At 62.7% G+C, this 26,361-nt stretch carries 26 protein-coding genes; 13 read left to right on the top strand and 13 right to left on the bottom strand.

The genetic code is table 11. The annotated features are described in order from the left end of the window. The first annotated feature begins 1 nt into the window (after position 1). The 3 genes from BTW08_RS13715 (at position 2) to tldD (ending at position 6,308) form a co-directional block, all read left to right on the top strand. Entirely contained in the window at positions 2-4,054 is a 4,053-nt protein-coding gene (locus BTW08_RS13715; RefSeq protein WP_075563095.1) for an AsmA-like C-terminal region-containing protein, read from the top strand. 284 nt (positions 4,055-4,338) lie between these two features. Continuing rightward, entirely contained in the window at positions 4,339-4,587 is a 249-nt protein-coding gene (locus BTW08_RS13720; protein WP_075563096.1) for a hypothetical protein, read from the top strand. A gap of 257 nt (positions 4,588-4,844) precedes the next feature. Further along, positions 4,845-6,308, top strand: coding sequence for a metalloprotease TldD (gene tldD / locus BTW08_RS13725; protein ID WP_246837751.1), 1,464 nt, complete (start codon positions 4,845-4,847; stop codon positions 6,306-6,308). A 148-nt stretch (positions 6,309-6,456) separates the two neighbouring features. On the opposite strand, the gene yjgA is transcribed toward tldD, so the two are convergent. Beyond that, entirely contained in the window at positions 6,457-6,972 is a 516-nt protein-coding gene (yjgA, locus tag BTW08_RS13730; protein WP_075563098.1) for a ribosome biogenesis factor YjgA, read from the bottom strand. 221 nt (positions 6,973-7,193) lie between these two features. Between yjgA and pmbA the strand changes: the two genes are divergently transcribed. Next, positions 7,194-8,534, top strand: a complete 1,341-nt coding sequence (pmbA, locus tag BTW08_RS13735) for a metalloprotease PmbA (protein WP_075563099.1) — start codon at positions 7,194-7,196, stop codon at positions 8,532-8,534. Between the two features lie 118 nt (positions 8,535-8,652). On the opposite strand, the gene BTW08_RS13740 is transcribed toward pmbA, so the two are convergent. From BTW08_RS13740 to BTW08_RS13795, 11 genes are all read right to left on the bottom strand, one after another. Further along, positions 8,653-9,042: a hotdog domain-containing protein gene (locus BTW08_RS13740; RefSeq protein ID WP_075563100.1), complete on the bottom strand. Its 390-nt coding sequence runs from the start codon at positions 9,040-9,042 to the stop codon at positions 8,653-8,655. A 194-nt stretch (positions 9,043-9,236) separates the two neighbouring features. Continuing rightward, positions 9,237-10,592, bottom strand: coding sequence for a magnesium transporter (gene mgtE / locus BTW08_RS13745; RefSeq protein WP_075563101.1), 1,356 nt, complete (start codon positions 10,590-10,592; stop codon positions 9,237-9,239). Between the two features lie 110 nt (positions 10,593-10,702). Then, positions 10,703-10,972 (bottom strand): HPr family phosphocarrier protein, encoded by a 270-nt coding sequence (locus BTW08_RS13750; protein WP_075563102.1) that lies wholly within the window; start codon positions 10,970-10,972, stop codon positions 10,703-10,705. Continuing rightward, positions 10,959-11,900: an RNase adapter RapZ gene (gene rapZ / locus BTW08_RS13755; protein WP_075563103.1), complete on the bottom strand. Its 942-nt coding sequence runs from the start codon at positions 11,898-11,900 to the stop codon at positions 10,959-10,961. Before rapZ ends, BTW08_RS13750 begins: the two co-directional genes overlap by 14 nt. A gap of 17 nt (positions 11,901-11,917) precedes the next feature. Beyond that, positions 11,918-12,394, bottom strand: a complete 477-nt coding sequence (locus BTW08_RS13760) for a PTS sugar transporter subunit IIA (RefSeq protein ID WP_075563174.1) — start codon at positions 12,392-12,394, stop codon at positions 11,918-11,920. 9 nt (positions 12,395-12,403) lie between these two features. Continuing rightward, complete coding sequence (raiA, locus tag BTW08_RS13765) at positions 12,404-12,712, bottom strand: ribosome-associated translation inhibitor RaiA (protein ID WP_075563104.1); 309 nt, start codon at positions 12,710-12,712, stop codon at positions 12,404-12,406. Between the two features lie 118 nt (positions 12,713-12,830). Continuing rightward, complete coding sequence (locus tag BTW08_RS13770; protein ID WP_075563105.1) at positions 12,831-14,282, bottom strand: RNA polymerase factor sigma-54; 1,452 nt, start codon at positions 14,280-14,282, stop codon at positions 12,831-12,833. Positions 14,283-14,419: 137 nt separating this feature from the next. Then, positions 14,420-15,145 (bottom strand): LPS export ABC transporter ATP-binding protein, encoded by a 726-nt coding sequence (lptB, locus tag BTW08_RS13775; protein WP_075563106.1) that lies wholly within the window; start codon positions 15,143-15,145, stop codon positions 14,420-14,422. Positions 15,146-15,277: 132 nt separating this feature from the next. Continuing rightward, the gene (gene lptA, locus BTW08_RS13780) at positions 15,278-15,808 is read right to left on the bottom strand and encodes a lipopolysaccharide transport periplasmic protein LptA (protein WP_075563107.1); all 531 of its coding nucleotides are present in this window, start codon (positions 15,806-15,808) and stop codon (positions 15,278-15,280) included. Then, positions 15,805-16,416 (bottom strand): LPS export ABC transporter periplasmic protein LptC, encoded by a 612-nt coding sequence (gene lptC / locus BTW08_RS13785; protein WP_075563108.1) that lies wholly within the window; start codon positions 16,414-16,416, stop codon positions 15,805-15,807. Before lptC ends, lptA begins: the two co-directional genes overlap by 4 nt. Positions 16,417-16,663: 247 nt before the next feature. Further along, on the bottom strand, positions 16,664-17,674 hold the full coding sequence (locus BTW08_RS13795; protein ID WP_075563175.1) for a KpsF/GutQ family sugar-phosphate isomerase: 1,011 nt from the start codon (positions 17,672-17,674) through the stop codon (positions 16,664-16,666). Positions 17,675-17,885: 211 nt separating this feature from the next. Between BTW08_RS13795 and BTW08_RS13800 the strand changes: the two genes are divergently transcribed. From BTW08_RS13800 to hisD, 9 genes are all read left to right on the top strand, one after another. After that, positions 17,886-18,701 (top strand): ATP-binding cassette domain-containing protein, encoded by an 816-nt coding sequence (locus tag BTW08_RS13800; protein WP_075563110.1) that lies wholly within the window; start codon positions 17,886-17,888, stop codon positions 18,699-18,701. Further along, positions 18,698-19,480, top strand: a complete 783-nt coding sequence (mlaE, locus tag BTW08_RS13805) for a lipid asymmetry maintenance ABC transporter permease subunit MlaE (RefSeq protein ID WP_075563111.1) — start codon at positions 18,698-18,700, stop codon at positions 19,478-19,480. Before BTW08_RS13800 ends, mlaE begins: the two co-directional genes overlap by 4 nt. Beyond that, positions 19,477-19,938: an outer membrane lipid asymmetry maintenance protein MlaD gene (mlaD, locus tag BTW08_RS13810; protein WP_075563112.1), complete on the top strand. Its 462-nt coding sequence runs from the start codon at positions 19,477-19,479 to the stop codon at positions 19,936-19,938. The genes mlaE and mlaD overlap by 4 nt, the downstream gene beginning before the upstream one ends. Positions 19,939-20,042: 104 nt before the next feature. Continuing rightward, positions 20,043-20,672, top strand: a complete 630-nt coding sequence (locus tag BTW08_RS13815) for an ABC transporter substrate-binding protein (protein WP_075563176.1) — start codon at positions 20,043-20,045, stop codon at positions 20,670-20,672. Continuing rightward, positions 20,669-21,031 (top strand): STAS domain-containing protein, encoded by a 363-nt coding sequence (locus BTW08_RS13820; protein WP_075563113.1) that lies wholly within the window; start codon positions 20,669-20,671, stop codon positions 21,029-21,031. Before BTW08_RS13815 ends, BTW08_RS13820 begins: the two co-directional genes overlap by 4 nt. A 148-nt stretch (positions 21,032-21,179) precedes the next feature. Further along, entirely contained in the window at positions 21,180-21,434 is a 255-nt protein-coding gene (locus BTW08_RS13825) for a BolA family protein (RefSeq protein ID WP_075563114.1), read from the top strand. A 97-nt stretch (positions 21,435-21,531) separates the two neighbouring features. Then, on the top strand, positions 21,532-22,794 hold the full coding sequence (gene murA / locus BTW08_RS13830; protein WP_075563115.1) for a UDP-N-acetylglucosamine 1-carboxyvinyltransferase: 1,263 nt from the start codon (positions 21,532-21,534) through the stop codon (positions 22,792-22,794). Positions 22,795-22,812: 18 nt separating this feature from the next. Further along, a complete protein-coding gene (gene hisG / locus BTW08_RS13835; protein WP_075563116.1) occupies positions 22,813-23,463 on the top strand; it encodes an ATP phosphoribosyltransferase in 651 nt (216 codons plus the stop codon). A gap of 55 nt (positions 23,464-23,518) precedes the next feature. Further along, a complete protein-coding gene (hisD, locus tag BTW08_RS13840) occupies positions 23,519-24,829 on the top strand; it encodes a histidinol dehydrogenase (protein WP_075563117.1) in 1,311 nt (436 codons plus the stop codon). Between the two features lie 109 nt (positions 24,830-24,938). Here hisD and BTW08_RS13845 read toward each other — a convergent pair whose 3' ends face one another. Then, positions 24,939-26,321, bottom strand: coding sequence for a Do family serine endopeptidase (locus BTW08_RS13845; protein ID WP_083627883.1), 1,383 nt, complete (start codon positions 26,319-26,321; stop codon positions 24,939-24,941). Positions 26,322-26,361: the final 40 nt, after the last annotated feature.

Here is a 26,361-nt window from a genome sequence, read left to right on the forward strand (position 1 = left end):
GATGAGTCGTCCGCCGATCACTCGTTTACGTATGACGGTGCGCTGGCTGCTGACGCTGGTCGCTCTCGTTGCCATCGTCATCGCCGTGCTCTCGACTGGGGTGCGTCTTGCCGCGTGGCAGATCGACCGGCTGAGTCCCTGGCTGACCTCGACGTTGGAAGACCAGCTCGAAGCGCAGGCCGAGCTCGGCCATCTGGCCCTCGCGGTGAATCGTGGCAATCCTCGTCTGACGCTGGACGACTTCCGCCTCGATAGCCGCGAGGGCCAGGCGCTGCTCGAGCTCGATCATGCCGCCGGGCGTCTCGACACGCTCTCCAGCTGGCGGCTGGGCGCCCCGGTGGTTCGCGGCGGTGAGGTCGATGGCTTGACGCTCCACCTCTACCAGGGCGCCGATGGCCGCTGGGGCTGGCCCGACGGTGCCGGCAGTCGCTGGTTCGGCGGGCGCGACGATGCCGATTCCTCGCAATCCCCCCTTGATGTCGATGGCTGGCTGCGAACGCTGCTGCGTCAGCAGGCGCAGCTCGAGAATGTCACGCTGGTCCTGCACGGCAACCGTAACCAGGCGGCGGTGTCACTGCCCCAGCTGACGCTCGCCAGTCGAAACGGCCAGGCCTCGATCCAGGCGACTCTGGCCGCCGATAACGAGAAAGCGGGGCGACTGCATCTGACGATCGAAAGGGGTGATGAAACCGACCCGAGTGAAAGCGGCAGTAATGAAATCGGCAGTAATGAAAGCGGTGGTGGTGAAAGCGACAGTGCAGACAACGGCGCGCCAACCGCTGCCGGGGCGAGCGGCCATCATCCCGATGCTCATCTTGCCGCCGAGTTCGATCTGGCCGCGCTGTCGCCGTCGCTGGCAGTGTTGAGTTCGGGCCTGCCCAAGGCGCTGGGCCAGATCGATGGGCATGTCTCGCTGGCGGGAGAGTGGCGAGACGGCGGCCCGCGCAATGCTCGCCTGTCCGTGGACGTGCCTCGTCTGCGGGTGATCGACAGTCGTAACGAGATATCCGAGACGCTGACGCAGCTCGGTTTCGATGCCCACCTAGACCGAAACCGCGATGGTCAGTGGCAGGCCTGGCTGGACAATTTACGGCTGACTCACACCGGGCTGGCGGCGATCGACTGGCCGCAGCAATTGCAGGCCCAGTCCACGGAGGACGGCTGGTGGCTGCGAAGCGCGCCTTTCGAGCTGGCCGGGATGACCGACTATCTGCGCTATCTACCTCTGCCGTTCGAACTATCGCAGACGCTGATTCAGCTCGATCCCCGAGGCCACGTCGCCGGTCTGGAAGTGGGACAGGATGACGGCGAGTGGTATGCCCAAAGCGCGCTGGAAGGTGTCTCGCTGACGGCCTGGAACGAAATCCCCGGTGGCGGGCCGGCCGACGCCTGGGTCGTCTATCAGGGACAGGGCGGAACGGTCTCTTTCGTCGGTGGCGAGGGCGCCCGGTTTGCGATCCCTTCCGTCTATGCCGATCCGCTGGTTCTCTCCCACGCCAGTGGCGAGATCGACTTCGAACTGACCCGACAGGGCGCGGTGATCAGCGGCGAGAATTTGAAAGCGGGTTGGCGCGGCGCCAGCGCCGAAGGGCGATTCGGGCTGACACTCTACGATGCCCAGGACAAGCCGGGTACCTTCATTCTCGATCTCTCCATTGCCAATGCCGACGCGCGAAATTCACGGGTGCTCTCCTGGCTGCCGACCCGAGTGATCGACGATAAAAAGCTGCGCGAATGGTTCAGCGGCGACATCGGCGGCATCGTCAAGCAGGGCAAGCTGGGACTGTCGGTCACGCTGAGCGACAAGGAAGCGCCGGAGGGTCAGATGTTCGTCAACCCGGACGACTACCTCCATCTTTCACTGGATGTGGCCGACGGGCGTCTGCAGTACGACCCGGACTGGCCGGCGCTGGAGCGGGTCTACGGTCATCTACAGATGAACAACATGGACCTGGACGCCGATATCACCCATGCCACCAGCCACGGTCTGACGACGCGGGATGCCACCGTCACCCTTGCCGACAAGCAGTTGACGGTCAACGGTGATGTCGGCGGCAGTACCGCTGGCGTACTCGATTTTCTCGCCCAGGCACCGCTGGAGTCGATGAGCGATACGTTCGGCCGCTGGGAGAGCGACGGCGACGTCGACGCCAAGCTGCATATCGCAATGCCGATGGACGACGACAGCGATATCGAAACCGACATGGTGGTCGATGTCCAAGGCCAGGTCGACGCCGAGTCGCTGACGTTCCCCGAACTCCAGTTGACCCTCGGCGGCGTCAACGGCGACTTGCGCTACCGGCGCAACAACGGCGAGGACTATGTCACGGGAGATATGGGTGCGCGTGCGTTCGAGGGGCCGGTGTCGGCTCACTTCAATATCGGTGGCTATCAGTCCGGCGCCAGCGGCATCGCTTTCGAAGGGAGAGCGTTGGGGCGCGGGCTGCTTGACTGGGCGGGCATGTCGCGTGTCGGCGGTTTGCTGAGCGGTTTCTTTCCGTATCAGGCGGATCTGACGCTCGATGCCGAGAACAACGCCAGCCTGTCGCTGCGCAGCAATCTGCAGGGGCTGGGTATCGCGTTGCCACCACCGTTCGGCAAGACTTCCGATGACAAGGAGTCGCTGGCCATCGACGCCGACATCGCTGCCGGCACCGGTAAGGTGACGTTGGGCAGCTGGGGGCATGCGCGCTGGCGCACGATCGAGGATCAGACCCAGGGTCAGGTGTGGCTGGAAGGTTGGCCAGGCGAGCAGGCGGCCTGGCCCAGCGAACCCGGCTGGTACGTGTTGTGGCGTCCGGACCGAGTGGATACGCAGCGCTGGGTGCAGGCGCTGACCTCGCTCAAGGCGAGCGATACGGCATCGACTGCGGAAACCGGTTCTGCTCCCTCGGCCGATACCGCTCGCGCTCCGGACGCTCAAGCGACCAAAGACGGAGGCGGGCTCAAGCGCGTGGCGCTGTCGACGCCGTGCATCCTGGTCGAAGGGCGCTGCCTGGGTGGGTTGCAGGCCGATGCCTCCCCGCTGGCGAGCGGCTGGCGACTCTCTCTCGATGGTGAGATCGCCGCCGGCAAGGCGAGCTGGCAGCCCAGGGCGGCGATGCCTGTCGATATCGACCTGCAGCGTCTCAACCTCGATGCGCTGACCCCGAAGCAGGACGATGGCGGCGAGAGCCAGACCGCGAGTCTGATGGACGAGATCGAGACCGCACCGCATCCGATCGCGCTGCCCAAGGAGCTGGCCCAGGTGCCGGCAGGACACGTGCGTATCGGTGAGTTCGAGCGCCAGGGCCAGCGTTTCGGGCCGTTCGAAGCGACCTGGAGAGCCGATGACCGGCAGCTCACCGTCGACCCGCTGACCCTGTCGCTGGGTGAGCTGGACCTGTCGGGTGCGCTGGAATGGCAAGCCGCCGGAGATGCCAGCCTGAGCCGGGCTCAGCTGCATGCCAGCGGCGGCGATGTCGGCAGCGCATTCCGCGTGATGGATCAGCAGGTACCGATTACCAGCGAAAGCGCCAAGGGCGATCTGCAGCTCTCCTGGCCGGGAGCGCCTTGGCAATTCGCACTGCCGCTGTCGACCGGTCGAGTTCAGACGACAATGGAAAACGGCCGACTTCGACAGATCCATTCTTCCGGTGCCAAGCTGGTGGGGCTTTTCAATCTAGACAATATCCTGCGTCGCCTGCAGCTGGATTTTTCCGACGTGACCGATGGCGGTACCTCTTACAAACGGCTCGACGGCAGCGCGACCCTGTACAACGGAAGGTTGCAGACCGAAGGGCCGATCGTGGTCGACGGCACGGCGACGCGGTTCACCCTTGCCGGCAGCGTCGATCTCAATCGCCAGACTCTGGACCAGCGCCTCGGGATCACCGTCCCGGTGAGCCAGAATCTACCGCTGGTCGCGGTCATGGTCGGCGCGCCTCAGGTCGGTATCGGCCTGTTCGTGTTCGACCAGCTGTTCGGCCGCTGGCTGGATCGCGCCACCCAGATCTACTACCGCATCGAAGGTCCCTGGTCTTCGCCGACCATCAACCTGGAAAGTGCCCGATGATCGCCATGACTCGACATCATGCGATTTTTTGCTGAGTACCGGTTCACGACTAACGGACGGGCTAGCGGCTCTGGGGGTGTCTTTCTATCGAGAGCCGTGTTTTTGAGTGCATATCCATGGAAATGCAGCGACTTAGCGTCGTTCATTCGATTTCATTTTTTTCCTTGTTATAGAGTCGATGTCTGAACAGAGATGACAGATTCGGGCCCTTGCCCTATGTTGGGTAATGAAAGGAATGACCGTGAAAGCTAGATTTATCAACACCGGATAAAGGTGAGCGCGCCATGGCGAATACCCACAGTTTCACGATCGAAGACACCAGAATCGATGCAGAAAAGCTCGTTAGCCGTATTCAGGAAGAGTTGGGCGTTCATGCGCATGTCGGTGGAATATCGACATCGTCATCGACAGCGGAATCGGGCAAGACTGAAGAACATTCCACGATTCGTCTCCACTATATTCTGAAGCAAGAGGATGACGAAACAGAGGCCGAAAGCAAAATCAAAGCCATCGTTGAGGACATGAAGGAATAATATTGATCCGATCATTTTAGGAACGTTATTCCGGTTCTGATTTTCCAGCCCGCTCTATAGCGGGTTTTTTGTGTCAGCATTTTGAGCAAAACGTATTTCTTGATGGTCCCGTTCTGTCCGTACCCCTTGCGTTTGGGATACGCTGGCACCATCTATCGTCAGTCTGGTGCGGTGATATCCCGAAAGCCTTGAGTGATGTTCAGCAAGGCCTTGAACGGTGGATGGTCGCACTAAAAAGCAAAGGAAATCAGAACGGTATGAATTCTACTGGAACGATGAGTGGTGACGCTCTCAAACAGGCATCGGCGCTGTTGCTGGCCCCCGGCGGGCTCGACGTAGGATCGCTGGATGTCGGCCTGGGCCACGCCATGGGCGCCGGCATCGACTATGCCGATCTCTTCTTTCAGCGCACCTGGCACGAGATGTGGGTGCTGGAAGATGGCGAGGTCAAGGATGCCAGCTACAGCATCGACGGCGGCGTCGGGGTGCGTTCGCTCTCCGGCGAGAAAACCGGCTTCGCCTATTCCAGCCAGATCAGCCAGGATGCATTGCTGGATACCGGGCGTACGGCTTCGGGTATTGCCCGCAGCGGTGACCGACGTAAGCCGATGCCGATTCAGCTCGCGACGGCGACGTCGCGTTACCAGGGTATCGATCCGCTGAGCGGGCTGAGTGCCGAGGACAAGATCGCCATGCTCAAGCAGGCGGATCGCGTGGCCCGGGCCGCCGACCCTTCGGTGACACAGGTCAGCGCCTCGTTGACCGGCGTGCACGAAGTCGTGCTGGTATGTGCCAGCGACGGTACGCTCGCGGCGGATATTCGCCCGCTGGTGCGTTTCAATGTCAACGTGATCGTGGCCAAGGAGGGGCGCCGTGAGCGTGGCAGTGCCGGTGGCGGCGGTCGCTATTCGATGGAACGGCTGCGCGACGAGAACGTTGCCGACACCTACGCCAGAGAAGCCGTGCGCCAGGCGCTGGTGAATATCGATGCCGTGGCCGCGCCGGCGGGGCAGATGCCGGTGGTACTGGCCAACGGCTGGCCCGGCATTCTCCTGCACGAGGCGGTGGGGCACGGGCTCGAAGGCGATTTCAACCGCAAGGGCAGCTCGTCCTTTGCTGGGCGTCTGGGCGAGCAGGTCGCCGCCAAGGGCGTCACCGTCGTCGACGACGCCACGCTCAGCGACTGTCGCGGCTCGCTCAGCGTCGACGACGAGGGAACGCCGGGTCAGTACACGCCGCTGATCGAAGACGGCATTCTGACCGGCTACATGCAGGACAAGCTCAATGCGCGCCTGATGGGCATGAAGCCCACCGGCAACGCGCGGCGCGAATCCTACGCGCATGTCACCATGCCGCGCATGACCAATACCTTGATGCTGGCGGGTAACGACGATCCGGAAGAGATCGTCAGGAGCGTCAAGAAAGGCATCTATGCGGTCAGTTTCGGTGGCGGTCAGGTTGACATCACCTCGGGCAAGTTCGTGTTCTCGGCATCCGAAGCGTATCTGATCGAGGACGGCAAGATCACCGCGCCGGTCAAGGGTGCCACGCTGATCGGCAATGGCCCCGAGGCGATGTCGCGCGTTTCGATGATCGGCAACGACATGGCGCTGGACACCGGTATCGGGGTCTGCGGCAAGGAGGGGCAGGGGGTGCCGGTCGGCGTGGGCCAGCCGACACTGAAGCTCGACGAGATCACGGTCGGGGGGACGGCGTCCTGACCTCGGCGGGCCTGCGCTTCGGCCATGCGGCGTCGACAACCGGCATCGGCATGCTCATCGATAACCCATCAACTCCGCTGCCTTGTCGGTTTTCGCCTAGCCTGGCCATTGCTCGGCCGCGCCGCACAGTGAAGGCGTCACGGACAGATCAAAGGCCGGCGGTATCGCGGATCAGCTGGAACAGCTTGCGCGAACTGGCGGGCGGCTTGCCACGCTGTTTTTCGCTACGGGCGTTGCGAATCAGCTGGCGCAGGGCCTGGCGATCGACCTGGGGGTGCGCTTCGATGAACGGCTCGAGCGCTTCGTCGTCTTCGATCAGCCGATCGCGCTGCTGTTCGAGCCGGTGGAAGGCAGCGTTGCGCTGGACGTGTTCATTGTCGATCTCTTCGAACGCCGCCCGGATCGCGTCCCGATCCTCCTTGCGCATGACCTTGCCCACATACTGCATGTGGCGGCGCCGGCCTTCGTGGGAGCGAACGCGACCGGTCTCCTCGACGGCCTCGCGCATGTCGTCGGAAAGCGGCAGCCGGGCTCGGACGGCGGGGTCCAGCGCGATGATGCGTTCGCCCAGCGCCTGTAGCTCCTGCATCTCGCGTTTGAGCTGGCTTCTGCTGGGCGGCGCGTCATCCTCGAAAGGCGTGTCGTTGTCCGATTTTCTACCCATGATCTTGACCCTGGCGACGAATGAGGGCCGCAGTATATCAGCGTGATCCGGCTAGCCCACGTCTCGCGTCCGTTCGATGCGCGAATCCGTGCTGATGGCGTCGCTGGCCGAGGTCTTCTTGAGCGGAAACGCTTTGATTGTCGCCGTCTTCCGACCCGTTTTTCGATCAGGTTTTTGACTGTGATGTCTATGATCCGAGTTTTACGAATCAGGAGTTTGAGATGAGCCAAGCCTTCAATGCCGAGGCGCAGCAGTCGCGTCTCGAAGAGCGTGCCAGCATGGCGTTGGACCTTGCCACACAGATGGGCGCGGATGCCTGCGAGGTCGGCGCCAGTGTGGACCAGGGGCTGGGCGTGAGCGTGCGTCTCGGTGAAACCGAGACCGTGGAACTGTCTCGCGATCAGGGTATCGCGGTCACGGTCTACGTTGGCAATCGCAAGGGCAATGCGTCGTCGTCGGATGCCGGCGATGCCTCCCTTCGCGCAGTCGTCGAAAAGGCCATCTCTATCGCGCGTTACACCGGCGAAGACCCGGCCTCGGGCCTTGCCGACGCCCGGCTGATGGCAACCGACTTGTCGGATCTGGATCTGCATCACCCGTGGGCGCTGAGCACCGACGAGGCGATCGAGCTGGCGCTGCGTTGCGAGAACGCCGGACGCGAGCGGCCCGGGATCACCAACTCCGAGGGAGCGAGCCTCTCTTCCTCCGAGGTGGTGACGGTCTATGCCAACAGCCATGGCTTCCTCGGCAGCAAGCGGGGGACGCGACATTCGCTCTCCTGCCTGCTGATCGGCGGCAGCGGCGACGCCATGCAGCGCGATCATGATTTCACCACCGCGCGCAAGTCCGCCGATCTGGCAAGCCCGGAGTCGGTGGGCATCAGTGCGGCGGAACGCACCCTACGCCGCCTGGGCGGCCAGCGGCCGAAGACCGGGCGGCTGCCGGTACTGCTGGCACCGGACATGGCACGCAGTCTGGTCGGCAATCTACTCAACAGCATCGCCGGCGGCGCGCTCTACCGGGAGTCCTCGTTTCTCTGCGATCAACTGGGCGAGACGCTGTTCCCCGAGTGGTTTTCGCTGGGCGAGCATCCGCAAGAGATCGGTGGCATGGCGAGCGCGGCGTTCGATGGCGACGGCGTGGCCACCCGCGACAACGTGTTCATCGATCGCGGCAAGCTGGCGAGCTACATGCTGTCGGCTTACAGCGCTCGCCGGCTGGGGCTTGAGACCACCGGCAACGCGGGCGGAGCGCGCAACGTGCGCATTCAGGCGCCGACGACGCCGCTGGAGAGTCTGATGCAGCAGATGGGCACGGGCATTCTGGTGACCGAGATGATGGGGCAAGGCCTCAATCCGGTGACCGGTGACTATTCGCGTGGTGCGGCCGGCTTCTGGATCGAGAATGGCCGGATATCCCACCCGGTCGAGGAGTTCACGGTGGCAGGCAACCTGCGCGACATGTTTGCCGGCCTGCAGGGCATCGGCGACGACATCGATCGGCGCGGCAGCATCCAGACCGGCAGCTGGCTGCTCGATTCGATGACGATCGCGGGGCAGTAGAGGCTGGAGCTACGAGCTACGAGCTACGAGCTACGAGCTACGAGCTACGAGCTACGAAAAAACGTCAGCGACGGCGTCGCTGACGTTTTTTTCTGACAGAAACCGGCGGCTCGCGGCCTCAGGCGTCGAAGCGGTCCTTGATATAGGTGATCTCGGTGCGCCCGTGGGCTGCCGGGGTCCCATCCTCGCCCAGATTGACGAAGACCATCCTGTCGATCGTCAGGATGCTCTTGCGCGTGATCTTGTTGCGAACGTGGCACTCCAGCGTGATTGAACTGGTGCCAAAATGGGTGGCGGTGATGCCGAGCTCGATGATGTCGCCCTGGCGGGCGCTGGAGACGAAGTTGATCTCCGAGATGTATTTGGTCACCACCTGGGCGTTACCCAGCTGAATGATGGCGTAGATCGCGGCCTCTTCGTCGATCCACCGCAACAGACTGCCGCCGAAGAGCGAGCCGTTGGGATTGAGATCCTCGGGTTTGATCCACTTGCGGGTGTGGAAGTTCATTGGCGTCTCCTTGCTTGCATCAGCGGCCTGGAACCCGCGCGGCCTGAAACCCGCGCGGCCTGAAACTTGAGCGGGGTGATCCCGTGCCTTTCCACTAGACCTTTAGAAGATATAAGGCCTGTCTACGGGGCTTTCTACCCGGCCGATTAACAAGCCTCTCTGCATGGTTTCCCTTCGCGGTCTTGCTATCGCCGCTACAGGTAGAAGACGGTTGCCAGTCCCAGGAAGGCCACGAAGCCCACGACATCGGTGATGGTGGTCAGCAGGACGCCGCCGGAGAGCGCCGGGTCGATCTTGAACTTCTTGAGCAGCACCGGGATCAACGTGCCGGCGAGGGTCGCGACGGTCAGATTGATCACCATCGCCATGGCGATGATCTCGCCCAGCCGAATGTCGTCGAAGCGAAACACCGACATCGTCCCCACGACGACCGCCCAGATCAGGCCGTTGGTCATGCCGACGAGCAGCTCGCGCACCAGCAGCCAACGAACGTTGGCGCCGGAGACGTGGCCGAGTGCGATACCGCGGATCATCACGGTCAGGGTCTGGGAGCCGGCGATGCCGCCCATGCTGGAGACGATCGGCATCAACACGGCGAGCGCGGCGATCTGCTGAATCGTATCTTCGAAGAAGCCGATGGCGATGGAAACGATGGTCGCTGCGAGCAGGTTGATGCCCAGCCAGACCGCACGCCGGCGGCTGGTTCTCAGTGCTGGCGCGAAGGTGTCTTCGTCTTCGTCCAGACCCGCCATGCTCATGACCTGATGCTCGGCGTCTTCGCGGATGACGTCGACCACGTCATCGATGGTGATGCGGCCGAGCAGCTTGCCGTCGATGCCGACGACCGGTGCGGAAATCAGGTCGTGCTTCTGGAAAAGGGTGGCGACGTCGGTGTCCGACGCGATGGCCTGGATCGCGTGAAAGTCGGTCTCCATGACCTCACGCACCAGCACCGAAACGTCCGATACCAGCAGGCGGTTGAGCGATAGAATGCCGATCAGCTCGTCGCGACGCGTGACCACCAGCAGCGTATCCGTGGCATCGGGCAGGCGCTCGTGGCGGCGCAGGTAGCGCAGCACCACGTCCAGCGTGATGTCCGGGCGGATCGTGATCGCGTCCGGGTTCATCAAGCCGCCGGCGGTATCCTCGGGATAGGAGAGGACGGCCTCGACCCGCTGGCGCTCCTGTGCCTCCATCGACTGGAGGACTTCCTGGATGACGGTGTTGGGAAGTTGCTGCAGCAGGTCGGCGAGATCGTCGACATCGAGACCTTCGGTGGCCGTCAGCAGCTGTTCCGCGTCCATGCGGTTGAGGAATTCGATCTGGACGTCGTCGCCCAGATACTGCAGCACATCGCCGTGGAGGTCGGGATCCAGCAAACCCCACAGGATCTCGCGCTCCTTGGGCGGCGTGGACTCCAGCAGATGCGCGACGTCTACCGGCGCCAGCCCCCGATTGAGCATGCGCCTGGCCTGGTCCAGTGCGCCGCTTTCGAGGGCTTCGTTGAGCTTGGCCAGCCGGGGCTGCAGTTTTTCGGGATTGTTGCTCATCCTGAACGGTCATCCTTGAGCGACTGGCGGTAGGATGAGCATTCTACCATCGTCGAAAAAAATGACGAGGATGTAGAACACTGTTCACGAATGGGTCGGAAGCGTGAGCGCTATTCGTCCTCGTGAAAACGCGCCTCGAACAGCGCGACGATCGCCTCCATGGCAGCCTCTTCCTCGTCGCCGTCGGTTACCACGGTCAATTCGGTACCGCAGGGGGCGGCGAGCATCAACAGGGACATGATGTTGGCGGCGTCCGCGCGGCGTTCGCCATGGTGGATGGCGACGCGAACGGAGAACGGCTGGCAGCACTGCACCAGCTTGGTGGCGGCCCGGGCATGCAACCCGCGGCGGTTGGTCAGACGAAGTTCACGTGTTGGCATCGTGCTCGGATGATCCTGCCTCTTTTGACGGCGCAGCCAGCGATACCGACGCCGTCGAGAGTTCGGTATGAATACCGAGTTCGCGATGACGAAGCCGGGTATCGACGGCTTCATGATGGAAATGGTGAGCCAGCCGCTCGATCAGATAGACCGAACGATGCTGGCCCCCTGTACAGCCGATCGCCAGCGTCAGGTAGCTGCGATGACTGGCCAGGTAGGCCGGTAACCAGCGATCGAGCCAGGCGTGAATGTCGTCGGCCATGGCGTGAACGTCGGGATAGGACTCCAGAAATTCGATGACCGGTTGGTCGCGGCCGTCGTAGGTGCGAAGGCCGGGATCCCAGAACGGGTTGGGCAGACAGCGTGCATCGAACACCATGTCGGCATCCAGCGGCACGCCGCGTTTGAAACCGAAAGACTCGAAGGTCAGGGTCAGGCGTCCGCCGCGGTGGCTGGCGACCTGTTCGCTGATCCGCCCCCGCAGGTCGTGTACCGATAATCCGCGAGTGTCGATCACCAGGTCGGCCATGCGGCGAATCGGTGCGAGATACTCCTGCTCGTGATCGATGGCCTCGGCCAGCGTCATGTCGTTACCGCGAGTCAGCGGATGGCGTCGACGGGTGGCCGAGTAGCGCTCGAGCAGGATCTTGGCATCGGCGGTCAGATAGACGACCTGGGTGTCGATGCCGCGCTCGCGCACCGCCTCCAGCAGGCCCGGAAAGCGCTCTAGCGACTCCGGGAGGTTACGGGCATCGATGCTGACCGCAACATTGGACCGCGAGGGCGGCGCGCCGCGCAGCTCGTCAATCAGCGGCGCCAGCAGGTTGGCCGGAAGGTTGTCGATGGCGTAGTAGCCCAGATCTTCCAGCGCCTGCAAGGCGATCGATTTTCCCGATCCCGAGAGGCCGGTGATGATGACGAGCTGCATGGTTTGTCCGTCCTGATTTAACCGTCGTCGCTGCTGTGGTGGCGGATGGCGTCGACCAGCGCATCGTGCAGCGCGGCCTGCGTCTCGACCTGACGCAACTGCTGGCGGACGCTGCTCTGGCTCATGATGCCGGCGACTTCTGCCAACAGCGAGAGATGGGCTTCATCGGCCTCTTCCGGCACCAGCAGTACGAACACCAGGTCGACCGGTTCGCCATCGATCGCATCGAAGTCGATCGCATCCTCCAGGCGCATGAAACCGGCCACCGGCACCTTGCAGTGAGGGCTGCGCGCATGGGGAATGGCAACGCCGTGACCGATTCCCGTGCTGCCCAGCCGCTCGCGGCCGATCAGACGACTGAAAACTTCCTGGCTATCCAGGCTGGGTGTGTTTTGGGCGATGAAGGTGCTGAAGAATTCCAGCAGACGTTTTTTGCTGCCCCCCGTGACCCCGTAAAGGGTACGTTCGGGGGGCAGAATGCTTTCCAGTGTCATCATCAGGCGTTAACGGGCGCCAGCGCCTTGGGCGCGGGCTTGTGCCTTCTCTTTGTGTTTGACCAGTTGACGGTCGAGTTTGTCGGCCAGCGAATCGATGGCGGCGTACATGTCGGTTTCGCTAGCCTCGGCGTGTAGGTCGGCGCCAGCGGCATGCAGGGTACAGGCAGCCTGTTGACGCTCCTTCTCGACACTCAGGGTGACCTGAACATTGGTGATGTTGTCGTAGTGACGCTCTAAACGAACGAGCTTCTCTCCGACATAGTCCCGTAGGGCGTCGGTCAGCTCGACATGGTGGCCGGTAACGTTCACTTGCATGGCACGCTCCTGTTGCGGCAGATGGCACTTCGGATTGTAACCCTTTTCAGGGCACTGCAAAGTCATCGTGATCGATCTGACGTAGATTGGCGAGCGTTGGTTGATCTTCCGCTCGGACTCAAGCCAGACGTTTGCGTTCGCTGGAGGAGGGAATGCCCATGGCTTCACGATATTTGGCCACGGTCCGCCGGGCGACGCAGATTTCCGACTGGGCCAGCAATTCGACCAGTTTGCTGTCCGAGAGCGGCTTTCGCGGTGGCTCCTCGCCGATCAGCTTCTTGAGTCGGGCGCGAATCGCGGTGCTCGAATAACTATCGCCATCGCTTCGCTGGCCACCGACCTGACTCGAGAAGAAATACTTCAATTCGAAGACGCCGCGAGGCGTGTGGATGTATTTCTGGGTGGTGACGCGGGAAATCGTCGATTCATGCAGTTCGACGCTGCCGGCGATGTCGGCCAGGATCAGCGGTTTCATGGCTTCCTCGCCGTGGGCGAGGAAATCGACCTGACGCGACATGATCTCGCGGCCGACGCGCAACAGGGTGTCGTTGCGGCTGGAGAGGCTCTTGAGCAGCCAGCGGGCCTCCTGAAGGTGCTGGCGCAGAAAGATATTGTCGTCGCTCTTGTCGGCGCGTTTGATCAGCGCTGCGTAGTCCGGCTGGATGCGCAGGCGCGGCAGTGATTCGGCGTTGAGTTCGATACGCCAGCCCTCGGGGGAGGGCGTGGCGACGAGATCGGGAATCACGTAGTGGTCGCGACTGGTATCGAAGCGCTGCCCCGGGCGAGGTTCGAGCGTGCGAATCAAGGCGATGACGCAGTCGAGTTCGTCTTCTTCCAGGCGCAGGCGCCGCATGAGCAGGCGTCGGTCGTTGCCGGCCAGTGCCTCCAGAAACTGACGTACCAGCCGCTTGGCCTGGGGCAGCAGCGGGGTTTCGCTCGCCAGCGTGCCGAGCTGAAGCAACAGGCATTCGCGCAGATCGCGGGCGCCGACCCCGGTGGGATCGAACTGCTGTACTCGCATCAGAACATGCTCGAGGTCCGCCGTGCTGACGCTTTCGCCGCGCTGGGCTCGGAGGCCGGCGGCGAGCTCGTCGAGTGAGCCGGTGAGATAGCCGTCGTCACCGATGGCGTCGATCAGGCATTCGCCCAGCTCGCGCTCGCGGCCGTCGAAATCCCCCATCGCCAGTTGCCATGACAGATGGTCGTGCAGGCTGGTGGCGATTGCATTGCGGTCGAAATCCGGCGCGTCTTCGCTGCTACTGCCGTTGCCACTGAGCGAGCCCGCGTTGGCATCCTGGTAGGTGTCGCTCCAGTCGCTGTCGAGCGCCAGTTGGTCGGGAATATCGCTTGCCCAGTCGTCCTCGGGCGCTTCCTGAGACTCTTCTTCGGAACAGGGCTCTTCGGAATAGGGTTCTTCCAGCTCCAGCATCGGATTGGATTCGAGGGCTTGCTGGATCTCCTGGCAAAGGTCGAGCGTCGACAGCTGCAGGAGTTGAATCGCCTGCTGGAGCTGAGGCGTCATGGTCAACTGCGTGCCGACTCTAAGTTGCAGCGAGGGCTTCATGGACATGGTGAGGCGATCGTCACAATCAACGAGAAGGGGACTACGTTACTGACTGATCGGGTAGCGTGCAACGACTTATGCAGGAAAACGATGCAAGAAACATGCCAGTGGCTCGCATCAGTTGGTGCCGGTTCGCAAGGCGGTCATAGCCGGAATTCGTGACCCAGATAGACGTCACGCACGCGCTGATTGTCGAGAATGGCGTCCGGACGACCTTCCGCGATGATCTGGCCATCGCCGACGATATAGGCGTTATCGCAGATATCGAGCGTTTCGCGCACGTTATGATCGGTGATCAGTACGCCGATTTCGCGATCACGAAGCTGGCGGACGATACGCTTGATATCGCCGACCGAAATCGGATCGACACCGGCAAAGGGTTCGTCGAGCAGTACGAAGGCGGGCTCGGTAGCCAGTGCCCGGGCGATTTCCACGCGGCGACGTTCGCCACCGGACAGGCTCATGCCGAGGTTGTCACGGATGTGGTCGATATGAAAATCGTTGAGCAACTGCTCGAGATGATGGCGGCGTCCGGCACGGTCCAGATCCTTGCGGGTCTCGAGGATGGCCATGATGTTGTCGGCCACGCTCAGCTTGCGAAAGATCGAGGCCTCCTGCGGCAGATAGCCGATCCCGGCGCGGGCGCGGTCGTGCATCGGGGCGCGACTGAGGTCGTGATCGTCGATATGGACGCTTCCCGCATCCGCCTTGACCAGGCCGACGATCATGTAGAAAGACGTGGTCTTGCCGGCCCCATTGGGGCCCAGCAGGCCAACGATGCTGCCCTGACGCAGGGTCAGGCTGAAATCATGGACGACGCGGCGTCCCTTGTAGCTCTTGGCCAGATTGGCGGCCGTCAGCGTTTTCATTCGGTCGTTCCTTGTCACGGCACAACGCGGGGCAGAGCAGACCGTCGCGATCGCGACGGAGATCGGCATCTGGCCCGCTCACTTCGAATATCGGGTCTCGAGCACCCTCGGGATCCGGGCGCGATCGAGGTGCTATTGGGACGATTCGCGCGGGGTCAGCGTCATGCGGACGCGGCCGTCGCTGTTGCCGTCGCTGTCCTGGCTGGCGCGAGCCTGGACGCGGCGTGAGTCGAGATAGTACTCGACGTAGGCGCCGTCGAAAGTATCGCCGCCCTGGTGCAGTTCGGCGTTACCGATCAGCTCCACCCGCCGTTCTGCGGCGTGATAGACCACGGTATCGCCCCAGCCCTTGACCAGTTCCTGGTCGGCCCCCGGCTTCTGTTCGAGATAGGCGCGCTCGCTGCCCCCGCCCTTGGCCGTGACCTGGCCGACCTGACCGTTGTCGGCGCGCTGGATATCGACCCGCGCAGCCTTGAGATGCATGCTGCCCTGCTGCATGTCGACACCGCCGGTGTAGACGGCAGTACCTTGACGGTCATCGATATCGAGCTGGTCCGCCGCGATCTCGATCGGCGCGCTGGCGTCGCTTTCCAGCGCGTTCGCCGAGAAGCTTGCGATGCCCAGCGTCGTCAGCACCAGAAGTTGGCCGAGTTCTCGCCTCATGATCCTTGATCCTTGGGTTGCTGTGACTGGGATTGCTGTGGCAGGCGTCCCTGCACGTTGTCGGTCAGGCGCATACGATCTTCATCGATCCAGGCATCGAAGCGGTCGCCACGCATGCTCTGGTCATGCTGACGCAACACGGCGGACGTGTCACTCCAGACGTGCGCCTTGCGGCTGTCGTAATGCAGCGTTCGGGTCTCCAGGCTCCAGGCCTGTTCCGGCTGTACCAGGCGCGCGTTGCCTTCCAGCGTCAACTGCTCGCCGCTACGATTCATGATGCCCGTGTCACTGGTCACCTGCCACTGGCGCTGCTGGTCATCGGTCAGGTAGCCATGAGGGGTCTGGGTGCGAATGATGTCATCGGCCGGCGTATGCACCAGGCGAGGCGTTTCCAGCCGCTGGTAGGCACGGCCCTGCTCGTCGTAGCGGGTCATGCTGGCATCCTCGAGGTAGTAGTCGGGTTCGCCCGCGGTATTGCCGAGAGTTTCTCCGCTATCGTTGTCCCCGCGCTGGTCCAGATAGGTCAAGCCACCCCCCAGTGCCAGCAGCAGTACCAGCAGGCCGAGGCGGCGCCACCAGGGAGACTGAAATCGGGTCGTCTTGGCCACGGATTCTCCTCGTGTGGGTCGATTGGGTCATGATCGGCTATCTAGGATAGCGGTCGTATTCATCGAGCGTGCATTCATCAAGCGGCAACGATCGGCGCTTGTCGGTGCTCTGATCGGTGTCGTGATCGACCTGATGATCTACGCTTGGGTCCATGATTCGATAGACGGTGCGATAGATGCCCGGATGGACGACGCGCTCGGCGGGTCCTTCTCGCTTTGACGCCGCATGGTCTTGACGCCGCGTAGTTCAGATCACGCCGCTTCTAAGCAGATCATGCATGTGCAGCGCGCCGACCGGAATACCGTTCTCGACCACGGCCAGCGCGGTGATACGGTTGTCTTCCATGATCCGCACCGCTTCGGCAGCCAGCATCTCCGGTGTCGCCGTCTTACCGCCGCGAGTCATGACATCGTCGACCCGGAGCAGCGTGAAATCGCCGCGCTGATCGAGCGTTCGACGGAGATCACCGTCGGTATAGACACCGGCGAGCACGCCGTGTTCATCGACGACGCAGGTAAAGCCCATGCCCTTGAGTGTCATCTCGAGCAGTGCTTCTCTCAGCGGGCTGCCAGTGGCGACGCGAGGCAGGCGGTTGCCGTCGTGCATGAGATCGGCGACCCGCAGTAACAGACGTTTGCCCAGCGTGCCGCCGGGATGGGAAAGCGCAAAGTCCTCGGCACTGAAGCCACGGGACTCGAGCAGTGCCAATGCCAGCGCATCGCCCATGGCCAGGGCGGCGGTCGTGGACGAGGTTGGCGCCAGATCGTGGGGGCAGGCTTCGCGAGAAACGCCGACATCGATATGCACGTCGCTGTAGCGGGCCAGCGTGGAGGCCGGTCGGCCGGTCAGACTGACCAGCGGTGCGCCGAGGCGTTTGAACAGCGGCAGCAGGCCGGTGATTTCCTGAGTCTCGCCCGAATTGGACAGGGCAATGACGACGTCGTCGCCGGTGATCATGCCAAGGTCGCCGTGACTGGCTTCGCCGGGATGAACGTAGAAGGCCGGAGAGCCGGTGCTGGCCAGTGTCGCCGCCATCTTGCGGGCGATGTGGCCTGACTTGCCCATGCCGGTCACGATCAGGCGCCCGCGGCAGTCGAGCAGTAGCCGGCAGGCCGCGTCGAAAGAGTCGTCGAGTTTCTCGACCAGTTCGCCGATGGCCTGCTGTTCCAGCGTCAGCGTGCGTCTGGCACTGGCGCGAAAGTCCAGCCCGGTGGGTTCGCTCGGCGGCTCGGCGGAAGCGGTTCGGGATTCGGTCATGGCATGCATATCGGTCGCGGTATGGAGAGCATCACGCTCGGATCGATTCTTCAAAGGCGATGCAAAGGATAGAGAGTATACCTTCGTTTGCGCGGGGATTCGTCCCCGGGACGGTGGCGGGTCTTGTCATCGTCGAGTGACGGCTGGTCGCTGCCGGTTAGGTTAGGATACAATGTTCGATAATCAATCTCACTGAACTGGTGGATGCTGCATGGATGACCCGATTATGGTCGAGGTCAAGGATCTGCACTTTTCCCGCGGCAACACTGACATTTTTCGCGGTGTCGATCTGCAGATTCCGCTCGGCAAGATAACCGCTATCATGGGGCCCAGCGGAACCGGCAAGACTACCCTGTTGAAGTTGATCGGGGGGCAGCTGGTGCCGGATCGAGGGCAGGTCCTCATCGACGGCCAGGACGTACACCAACTTTCCCGGCGTTCGCTGTTCACGCTGCGGCGCCGGATGGGCATGCTGTTCCAGAGTGGTGCCCTGTTCTCCGACCTCGACGTGTTCGAGAACGTCGCGTTTCCGCTTCGGGTTCATACCGAACTACCCAACGCGATGATTCGTGACATCGTGTTGATGAAACTGCAGGCGGTGGGGTTGCGGGGTGCGCGGCATCTGATGCCGTCCGAGTTGTCTGGCGGCATGGCCCGGCGTGTCGCGCTGGCGCGAGCGGTGGCGCTGGACCCCGAGCTGGTGCTCTACGACGAGCCGTTCGTGGGTCAGGATCCGATCTCGATGGGTGTGCTGGTGCAGCTGGTCAAGAAGGTCAATCAGGCCCTCGGATTGACTGCCGTAATGGTCTCCCACGACATCAAGGAGACACTGTCGATCGCGGATTACGTCTATATCATCGCCGACGGCCGGGTCATGGCGCATGGCACTCCCCAGACACTCAACGTCAATGACGATGCCCATGTAAAGCAGTTCGTACATGGCGAGCCCGACGGGCCGGTGCCGTTTCACTATCCGGCTCCGGATTTCTTCGACGACATTCTGGCGCCGGCAGGGCAGTTCTCATGACGCGATATATCGCCGCGCTGGGTCGGGCCACCCTCGACACCTTGAGCACGATCGGTCGAGCCGGTCTGTTCCTGATTCAGTCGATCTTTTGCCTGCCTTCCCGCGAGGGTTTTCATCTCTGGCTTCGCCAGATGCATTTCGTTGGCGTGATGTCGGTAGCGATCGTGCTGGTGTCTGGGCTGTTCATCGGAATGGTGCTGGCGCTGCAGGGCTTCACCATTCTGGTGAGTTTCGGGGCGGACGAGGCTCTGGGCCAGATGGTCGCGCTGTCGCTGGTCCGGGAATTGGCGCCGGTGGTCGCTGCGCTGCTGTTCGCCGGCCGCGCGGGCTCTGCGCTGACTGCCGAGATTGGCCTGATGAAGGCCACCGAACAGCTCACCAGCATGGAGATGATTGGTGTCGATCCGCTGCGGCGCATCGTCGCCCCGCGGTTCTGGGCCGGTTTCATTTCGTTGCCGATCCTGACCGTTCTCTTTGGCGTGGTCGGTATCTGGGGGGGGTATCTGGTCGGCGTCGATTGGCTGGGTGTCTACAAGGGTTCCTACTGGAGCAACATGCAGGACAGCGTCGACTTCGTCGATGACGTTCTCAACGGTGTGATCAAGAGCCTGGTATTCGGTCTGGTCGTGACCTGGATCGCAGTATTCCAGGGTTACGACCTAGTTCCCACCTCGGAAGGTATTTCACGCGCGACCACCCGGACGGTGGTATACGCCTCGCTGGCGGTATTGGGCCTCGATTTCGTGCTCACCGCGTTGATGTTTGGAGATCTAGGATGAAGCGCAATAATTTGCTGGAACTGGGCGTCGGCATTTTCATGCTGGCAGGCATTCTGGGTCTGGTGTTCCTGGGTCTCAGGGTCAGTGGCCTGGGCGTGGGAATGCCCAACGATACCATCACGCTGAGTGCGAACTTCGCCAACATCGGCGGATTGCGGCCCCAGGCCAAGGTCACCATGTCCGGCGTACGCATCGGCGAGGTGACCGATATCCAGCTCGATCCCAAGTGGTTCGATGCCAAGGTCACCATGCAGCTGGATTCGAAGTACGACGGCAAGCTCTCCAACGACACCACGGCGGCGATCCTGACCTCGGGGTTGCTGGGAGAGCAGTACATCGGCCTGACCGTGGGCGGGGCGCCCGACATGCTGCATGACGGCGATGTCATCCACGATACTCAGCAGGCGCTGGTGCTGGAGGAACTCATCCAGCAGTTCGTGTCCAATATGTCCAAATAAGTCGATAGATCGAGATCGTAGACAAGGAGTCGATGATGAAAATGATGTCTGCACGTAACGCCATGAGTATTTCCAGTCGCGATACCTGGGCGCGCCGCGTCTGGATGGCCGGGCTGACGCTGATCGCGATGTGTTTGGCAAGCGTCATTACCCCGGCGCAGGCGGCACAGTCGCCGACGCAGGTCATTCAGCAGAGCGTCGACTCGCTGATGTCCGAGCTGGATGGCAAGAAGGACTACTACGCCGAGCACGAAGTCGAGTTGGCGAAGCTAGTCGATACCAACATGGCGGAAGTGGCCGACTTTCGATACATCGGCGCCAGCGTGATGGGCCGCTATTTCCGCGGCGCTTCACCGGAGCAGCGTTCGAAATTCGTCAAGGTGTTCCGCAAGACGCTGATCGACACCTACGCCAGAGGCCTGGTGACGTTCGACTACAAGACACTCCGAGTGAAAGACGAACAGGAGGCGGGTCGCTACGACGACCAGGCGTCGGTATCGATGGAGGTCGTCTCTACCAGCGGTGAGACCTATCCCGTCAATTTCACGCTGCGTCAGAGTGACGGACAGTGGAAGGTGATCAATGTGATCGTCAACGGTATCAACCTTGGCCTGACATTCCGCAATCAGTTCGATCAGTCGATGCGTGACAACAATCGCGATATCGATGCAGTGATCGACAACTGGGCGCCGGAAGTGGGTACCGATGAGCTCCAGAAGGGTGGCGACGCGTGAGCTTGCTGCTCGAGCGCAAGGACGCCACGCTGGAAGTCGTCGACGATCACGTGCTGACGATTCGCGGCGAGGCGGACTTCGACAGTGCCGGCCCACTGGCCCAGGCGGGTCGGCACTGGTTGGCGGATCAGCCGGGACAGACCGAGGTCTCGTTCGATCTGACCGGCGTGCAGGTCGCCAGTAGTGCCGTTCTCAGTGTGCTGCTGGTGTGGGTGCGTAGCGTCAATCGTCACTCCCTGACGTTGCGCCGTGTCTCGCTGTCGGCGCCGCTTCAGCGACTGATGGATATCACCGAGCTGGCGCCACTGCTGCCGGCCGTAGAGACGACCTGCGCCGAGCCTGCACCGGGCGGCCGCTAGCATCTCCCGCATCCGAGCGCCCCGTAGCATTCGGTGACTTGCAGCGTTTTTACACGCTGGCGAGATCGCCAAGACGGGGCGCTTTCCGCTACCATGTGGCGCTTTCCCTGCGCATTCTGCGCAGCCGTCACAAGGGAGCCCGATCGTCATGCAACCCAGCGATGTCAAAAGCCGCCTCGAGAACCAGATCGACGGCTGCGAGTTTCATATTCAGGGCGAAGGCTGCAACTTCCAGGTGATCGCCGTGGGCGATGTCTTCGACGGCATGAGCCCGGTCAAGCGCCAGCAGCTGATCTACGGCGCGCTATCCGACGAGATCGCGTCCGGCGCGCTGCACGCCATCACCATCAAGACCTTTACGCCGGCGCAGTGGCAAAAGGCGCCTGAAAACTTGGGCGCTTGATTCACAGAAAACCTAGGCGCTTGATTCAAAATCGACGCCCGGACGTCGTTCTGGACCTTCGGGTCGATCATCTCTCTCGATTCTATAGCGAACCTTCATGGACAAGCTGATCATCACCGGCAACGGGCCCCTCGATGGCGAGGTCTGGGCCAGCGGCGCGAAAAACTCCGCGCTGCCGATCCTGGCGGCGACGCTGCTCGCCGACGAGCCCGTCACCATCGGCAATCTGCCGCATCTTCAGGACATCACCACGACACTCGAGCTGCTCGGGCGCATGGGCATCGAGCCGGTCATGGGCGAGAAAATGAGCATCCAGATCGACGGCTCGCAGGTGCGTGATTGTCATGCGCCCTATGAGCTGGTCAAGAAGATGCGCGCGTCGATCCTGGTGCTTGGCCCGCTGCTGGCGCATTTCGGCACGGCCGATGTGTCCTTGCCCGGCGGGTGCGCCATCGGCTCTCGGCCGGTCGACCTGCATATCCGCGGGCTCGAGGCGATGGGCGCCGAGATCACGGTCGAAAACGGCTACATCAAGGCGCGTGTGGATGGCAAGCTCAAGGGCGCCACGATCTTTTTCGACACCGTCACGGTGACCGGGACCGAGAACCTGCTGATGGCAGCGACGCTGGCCGAAGGGACGACCGTGCTGGAAAACGCCGCTCGCGAACCGGAAGTCGTCGATCTGGCCGAGTGCCTGATCGCCATGGGCGCCAATATTCGTGGACAGGGCACCGATACCATCACGATCGAAGGGGTCGAGCGTCTTCACGGCTGTCATTACGAGGTGATGCCGGACCGTATCGAGACCGGAACCTTTCTGGTTGCCGGGGCCGCGACTGGCGGTCGTGTTCGCGTGCGCAAGACGCGCTCGGACATTCTGGAAGCGGTGCTGGCGAAGCTCGAGGAAGCTGGCGCGACTATCACCACCGGTGAAGACTGGATCGAGCTCGACATGGAGGGACGTCGGCCCAAGGCCGTCAATCTGCGCACGGCACCCTATCCGGCGTTCCCGACCGACATGCAGGCGCAGTTCGTGGCGATGAACGCCGTGGCCGAAGGCACCGGCACCGTGGTCGAGACGATCTTCGAGAACCGCTTCATGCACGTGCAGGAGCTCAACCGCATGGGCGCGCATATTGCACTCGAGGGCAACACGGCGGTGGTGACCGGCGTCGAGAAGCTGTCCGGCGCGCCGGTCATGGCAACGGATCTGCGCGCTTCGGCGAGTCTGGTCATTGCGGCGATGCTGGCGGAGGGGGAGACCATGGTCGACCGGATCTACCACATCGATCGCGGCTACGAGTGCATCGAAGAGAAACTGCAGCTACTGGGCGCGCGCATTCGACGCGTGCCGGGTTAAGCGACGGCTAGAGAGACCATGAGCAACCAACTGATTCTGGCGCTTTCCAAGGGCCGTATCCTCGAAGAGACCTTGCCGCTGCTGGCGGATGCCGGTATCACGCCGGCGGACGACTTCGGCAAGAGCCGCAAGCTGCTGTTCGATACCAACCTGCCCGACGTCAAGCTGGTGGTCATTCGCGCTGTCGACGTGCCGACCTACGTGCAGCTAGGCGCGGCCGATCTCGGCGTCGCCGGCAAGGACGTGCTGCTGGAGCACGGGGCCGAAGGGCTTTACGAGCCCCTCGACCTGGGAATTTCCCGCTGCCGCCTGATGACGGCGGGCATCGTCGGCGCGCAGCCGGCTCATGCCCGGCGCCGCGTGGCGACGAAGTTCGTCAACGTGGCGCGCCGCTATTATGCGGAGCAGGGGATTCAGGCCGAGGTGATCAAGCTTTACGGCGCGATGGAGCTGGCGCCGCTGATGAACCTGGCGGATGAAATCGTCGACATCGTCGACACCGGCAACACGCTGCGTGCCAATGGCATGGCGCCCCGCGAGCTGATCGAGAACATCAGCACTCGGCTGGTGGTCAACAAGGCATCGATGACGATGAAGCACGAACGCCTGCGGCCGCTGATCGAGCGTTTGCGTCAGGCGGTCCAGGACCGAGGTGCGAGCGCCGTCTGAGCGGACTCAGGCAGCGGCATCGACAGCGTCGTTCGAACCTAGAGAGAATCGATAGATGAGCCAGATGACGACCATAGCCCGTCTTACCACTCAGGACGTCGACTTCGAGGCGCGACTCGAGTCGCTGCTGGCCTGGGAAGGAGTGTCCGATCACGAGATCGCTTCGCGGGTGGCGGAGATTCTTGCCGCCGTCCGTCAGCGCGGCGATGACGCCGTGATCGAATACACCAATCGCTTCGACCGTCTGTCCGTGAGCTCGATGTCGGAGCTGACGATCGGCGCCGATCGCCTGGCGGCAGCGTTCGCCTCGGTACCGCAGACGCAGCGTGAAGCGCTACAGCACGCCGCCGAGCGTATCCGCGCCTATCATCAGCGCCAGAAGCCGGAATCCTGGCAGTACAGTGAGCCGGATGGAACCGTGCTGGGGCAGAAGGTCTCGCCACTCGACCGGGTCGGCATCTATGTCCCCGGCGGCAAGGCCGCTTACCCCTCGTCGGTGTTGATGAACGCCGTGCCGGCGCACGTGGCTGGCGTGGCGGAAATCATCATGGTCGTGCCAACGCCGGACGGCATCGTCAACGAACTGGTCCTGGCCGCGGCGCATCTTGCCGGCGTCGATCGCGTCTTCACGTTGGGCGGCGCTCAGGCGGTGGCAGCGCTGGCTTACGGCACCGAGACCGTGCCGCGGGTCGACAAGATCGTCGGGCCCGGCAACATCTATGTCGCCACCGCCAAGCGAGCGGTGTTCGGCCAGGTAGGGATCGACATGATCGCGGGGCCCTCGGAAATTCTGGTCGTTTCCGATGGCGAAACCGATCCGGACTGGCTGGCGATGGACCTGTTCTCCCAAGCCGAGCACGACGAGGACGCCCAGGCCATTCTGGTGACGTGGAATGCGGAGCACCTGGAGGCGGTATTGGCCTCGATCGAGCGTCTGCTACCGACGATGGAGCGAGAGGCGATCATTCGCGAGTCGCTGGCTCGCCGCGGGGCGCTGATTCTCTGCGACGGGCCGGCGCAGGCGGTCGAGCTGATCAACCGGATCGCGCCGGAGCACCTTGAGCTCTCCGTGGAGGCGCCACAGGAGATGGCGGAAGGCGTGCGTCACGCCGGCGCCATCTTCATGGGCCGTTATACGGCGGAAGTCCTGGGCGACTACTGTGCCGGGCCCAACCACGTGCTGCCGACCTCCGGGACCGCGCGCTTCTCTTCGCCGCTGGGGGTCTACGACTTCCAGAAACGCTCGTCCCTGATCCAGTGTTCGCCGGAAGGCGCCGACATGCTGGGTCGAACCGCCTCCGTGCTGGCGCGCGGCGAGTCACTGACGGCTCATGCACGGTCGGCCGAAAATCGATTCAAGCGTTAGCAAAAGGGCTGTCTGGCACGCACAACATTTGGCAATAATGTGGCCGTTCACGATCGAGATCGCCGCCCTTCGAGGCGGCGATCTCGTCTTTCATGGGTGACAGATCGAGCTAGGGCTGGTCGTTGTCGCTGCCGCCGCGATCGGGTGGCGTTGTTTCGACACGCTGTTCGTCGTTCGTGCCATCGGGATTCGGCTCCGTGGCGCGGGGTTCGTCATTCGTGCCGGGTTCTTTGGCGCCGGGTTCGTCATTCGTGCCGGGTTCGTCATTGCCGTCGGATTGCGTCGCCTGCCGGGGCGCATTGTCGCGACTTTCCGCTGGCTGGGGGCGTTCGCCGACGTTCAAGATAACCTGGCGTTTTTCTCCGCCGCGCACGATCGTCAATGGCAGCTTTGTACCCGGTGCGATCTCGGCGATATCCACCTGTGTTTCCCGCGGATCGAGGATCGGCTTGCCATCGATCGCCAGCAGGATATCGCCAGGTCGTAGCCCGGCCTGGTCGCCGGGGCCGCCGGATGCCACGTTGGCAATGATGACGCCGCTCAAGGTCTTGAGGCCGAACGAGGCGGCGAGATCGGGTGTCATCTGCTGGGCATCCAGACCGAGCCAGCCGCGGATGACTCGGCCCTGGGTCACGATGTCATCCAGGATGCTGCGGGCCAGATTGGCCGGGATCGCGAAACCGATGCCCTGGGAGCCACCGGAGCGTGAGAAGATCGCGGTGTTGATGCCGATCAGCGAGCCATTGGCATCCACCAGGGCACCGCCGGAATTGCCCGGATTGATCGCGGCGTCGGTCTGGATGAAATCTTCGTAGCGGCTCAGGCCGAGGTGGTCCCTGCCGGTGGCGCTAATGATGCCCATGGTGACGGTCTGGCCGACCCCGAAAGGGTTGCCGATCGCCAGGGTGACGTCACCGATGGCGATATCTTCGGAGTCGCTCAGCTTGATGACCGGGAGGTTGTCCATGTCGATTTTGAGTACCGCCAGATCGCTGTCGGGATCGGTCCCGATCACCCGAGCGATGGCTTCCCGGCCGTCCCGCAGTGCCACCTGGATCTCGTCCGCATCGCTGATGACATGGTTGTTGGTGAGGATGTAGCCATCCTCGCTGACCACGACCCCGGAACCCAGGCTCGACAGCATGCGCTGACGCTGAGGCATGTTCTTGCCATAGAACTGGCGGAAGAACGGATCCGACATCAGCGGGTGCTGACTGGTATCGACCACGCGAGACGAGTAGACGTTGACCACGGCGGGCGCGGCGTGATTGACGGCACGGGAATAGCTGACGGGGCCTTCGTGGCGATTCAGCGCGGGGGCGTCGACGACCTCGGGCGCGGAGCGATCACCGTTGGTCGTGGCGGTCGACGTCTCGGTTTGCTGGCTGGGCTGCTGGCGACCCAGCAACGACGGAAATGCGTAGAGCAAGACGATCGACAGCAGAATGCCACAGAGGGCGGGCCACAGGTAGGTAGCGAGATGGCGACGCATTTGCTGGGTCCTTGGGCTCGGGATCGGACTATGTCGTGGC

The sequence above is a fragment of the Salinicola sp. MH3R3-1 genome (assembly GCF_001937155.1).
Classification (GTDB): Bacteria; Pseudomonadota; Gammaproteobacteria; order Pseudomonadales; family Halomonadaceae; genus Salinicola; species Salinicola halophyticus.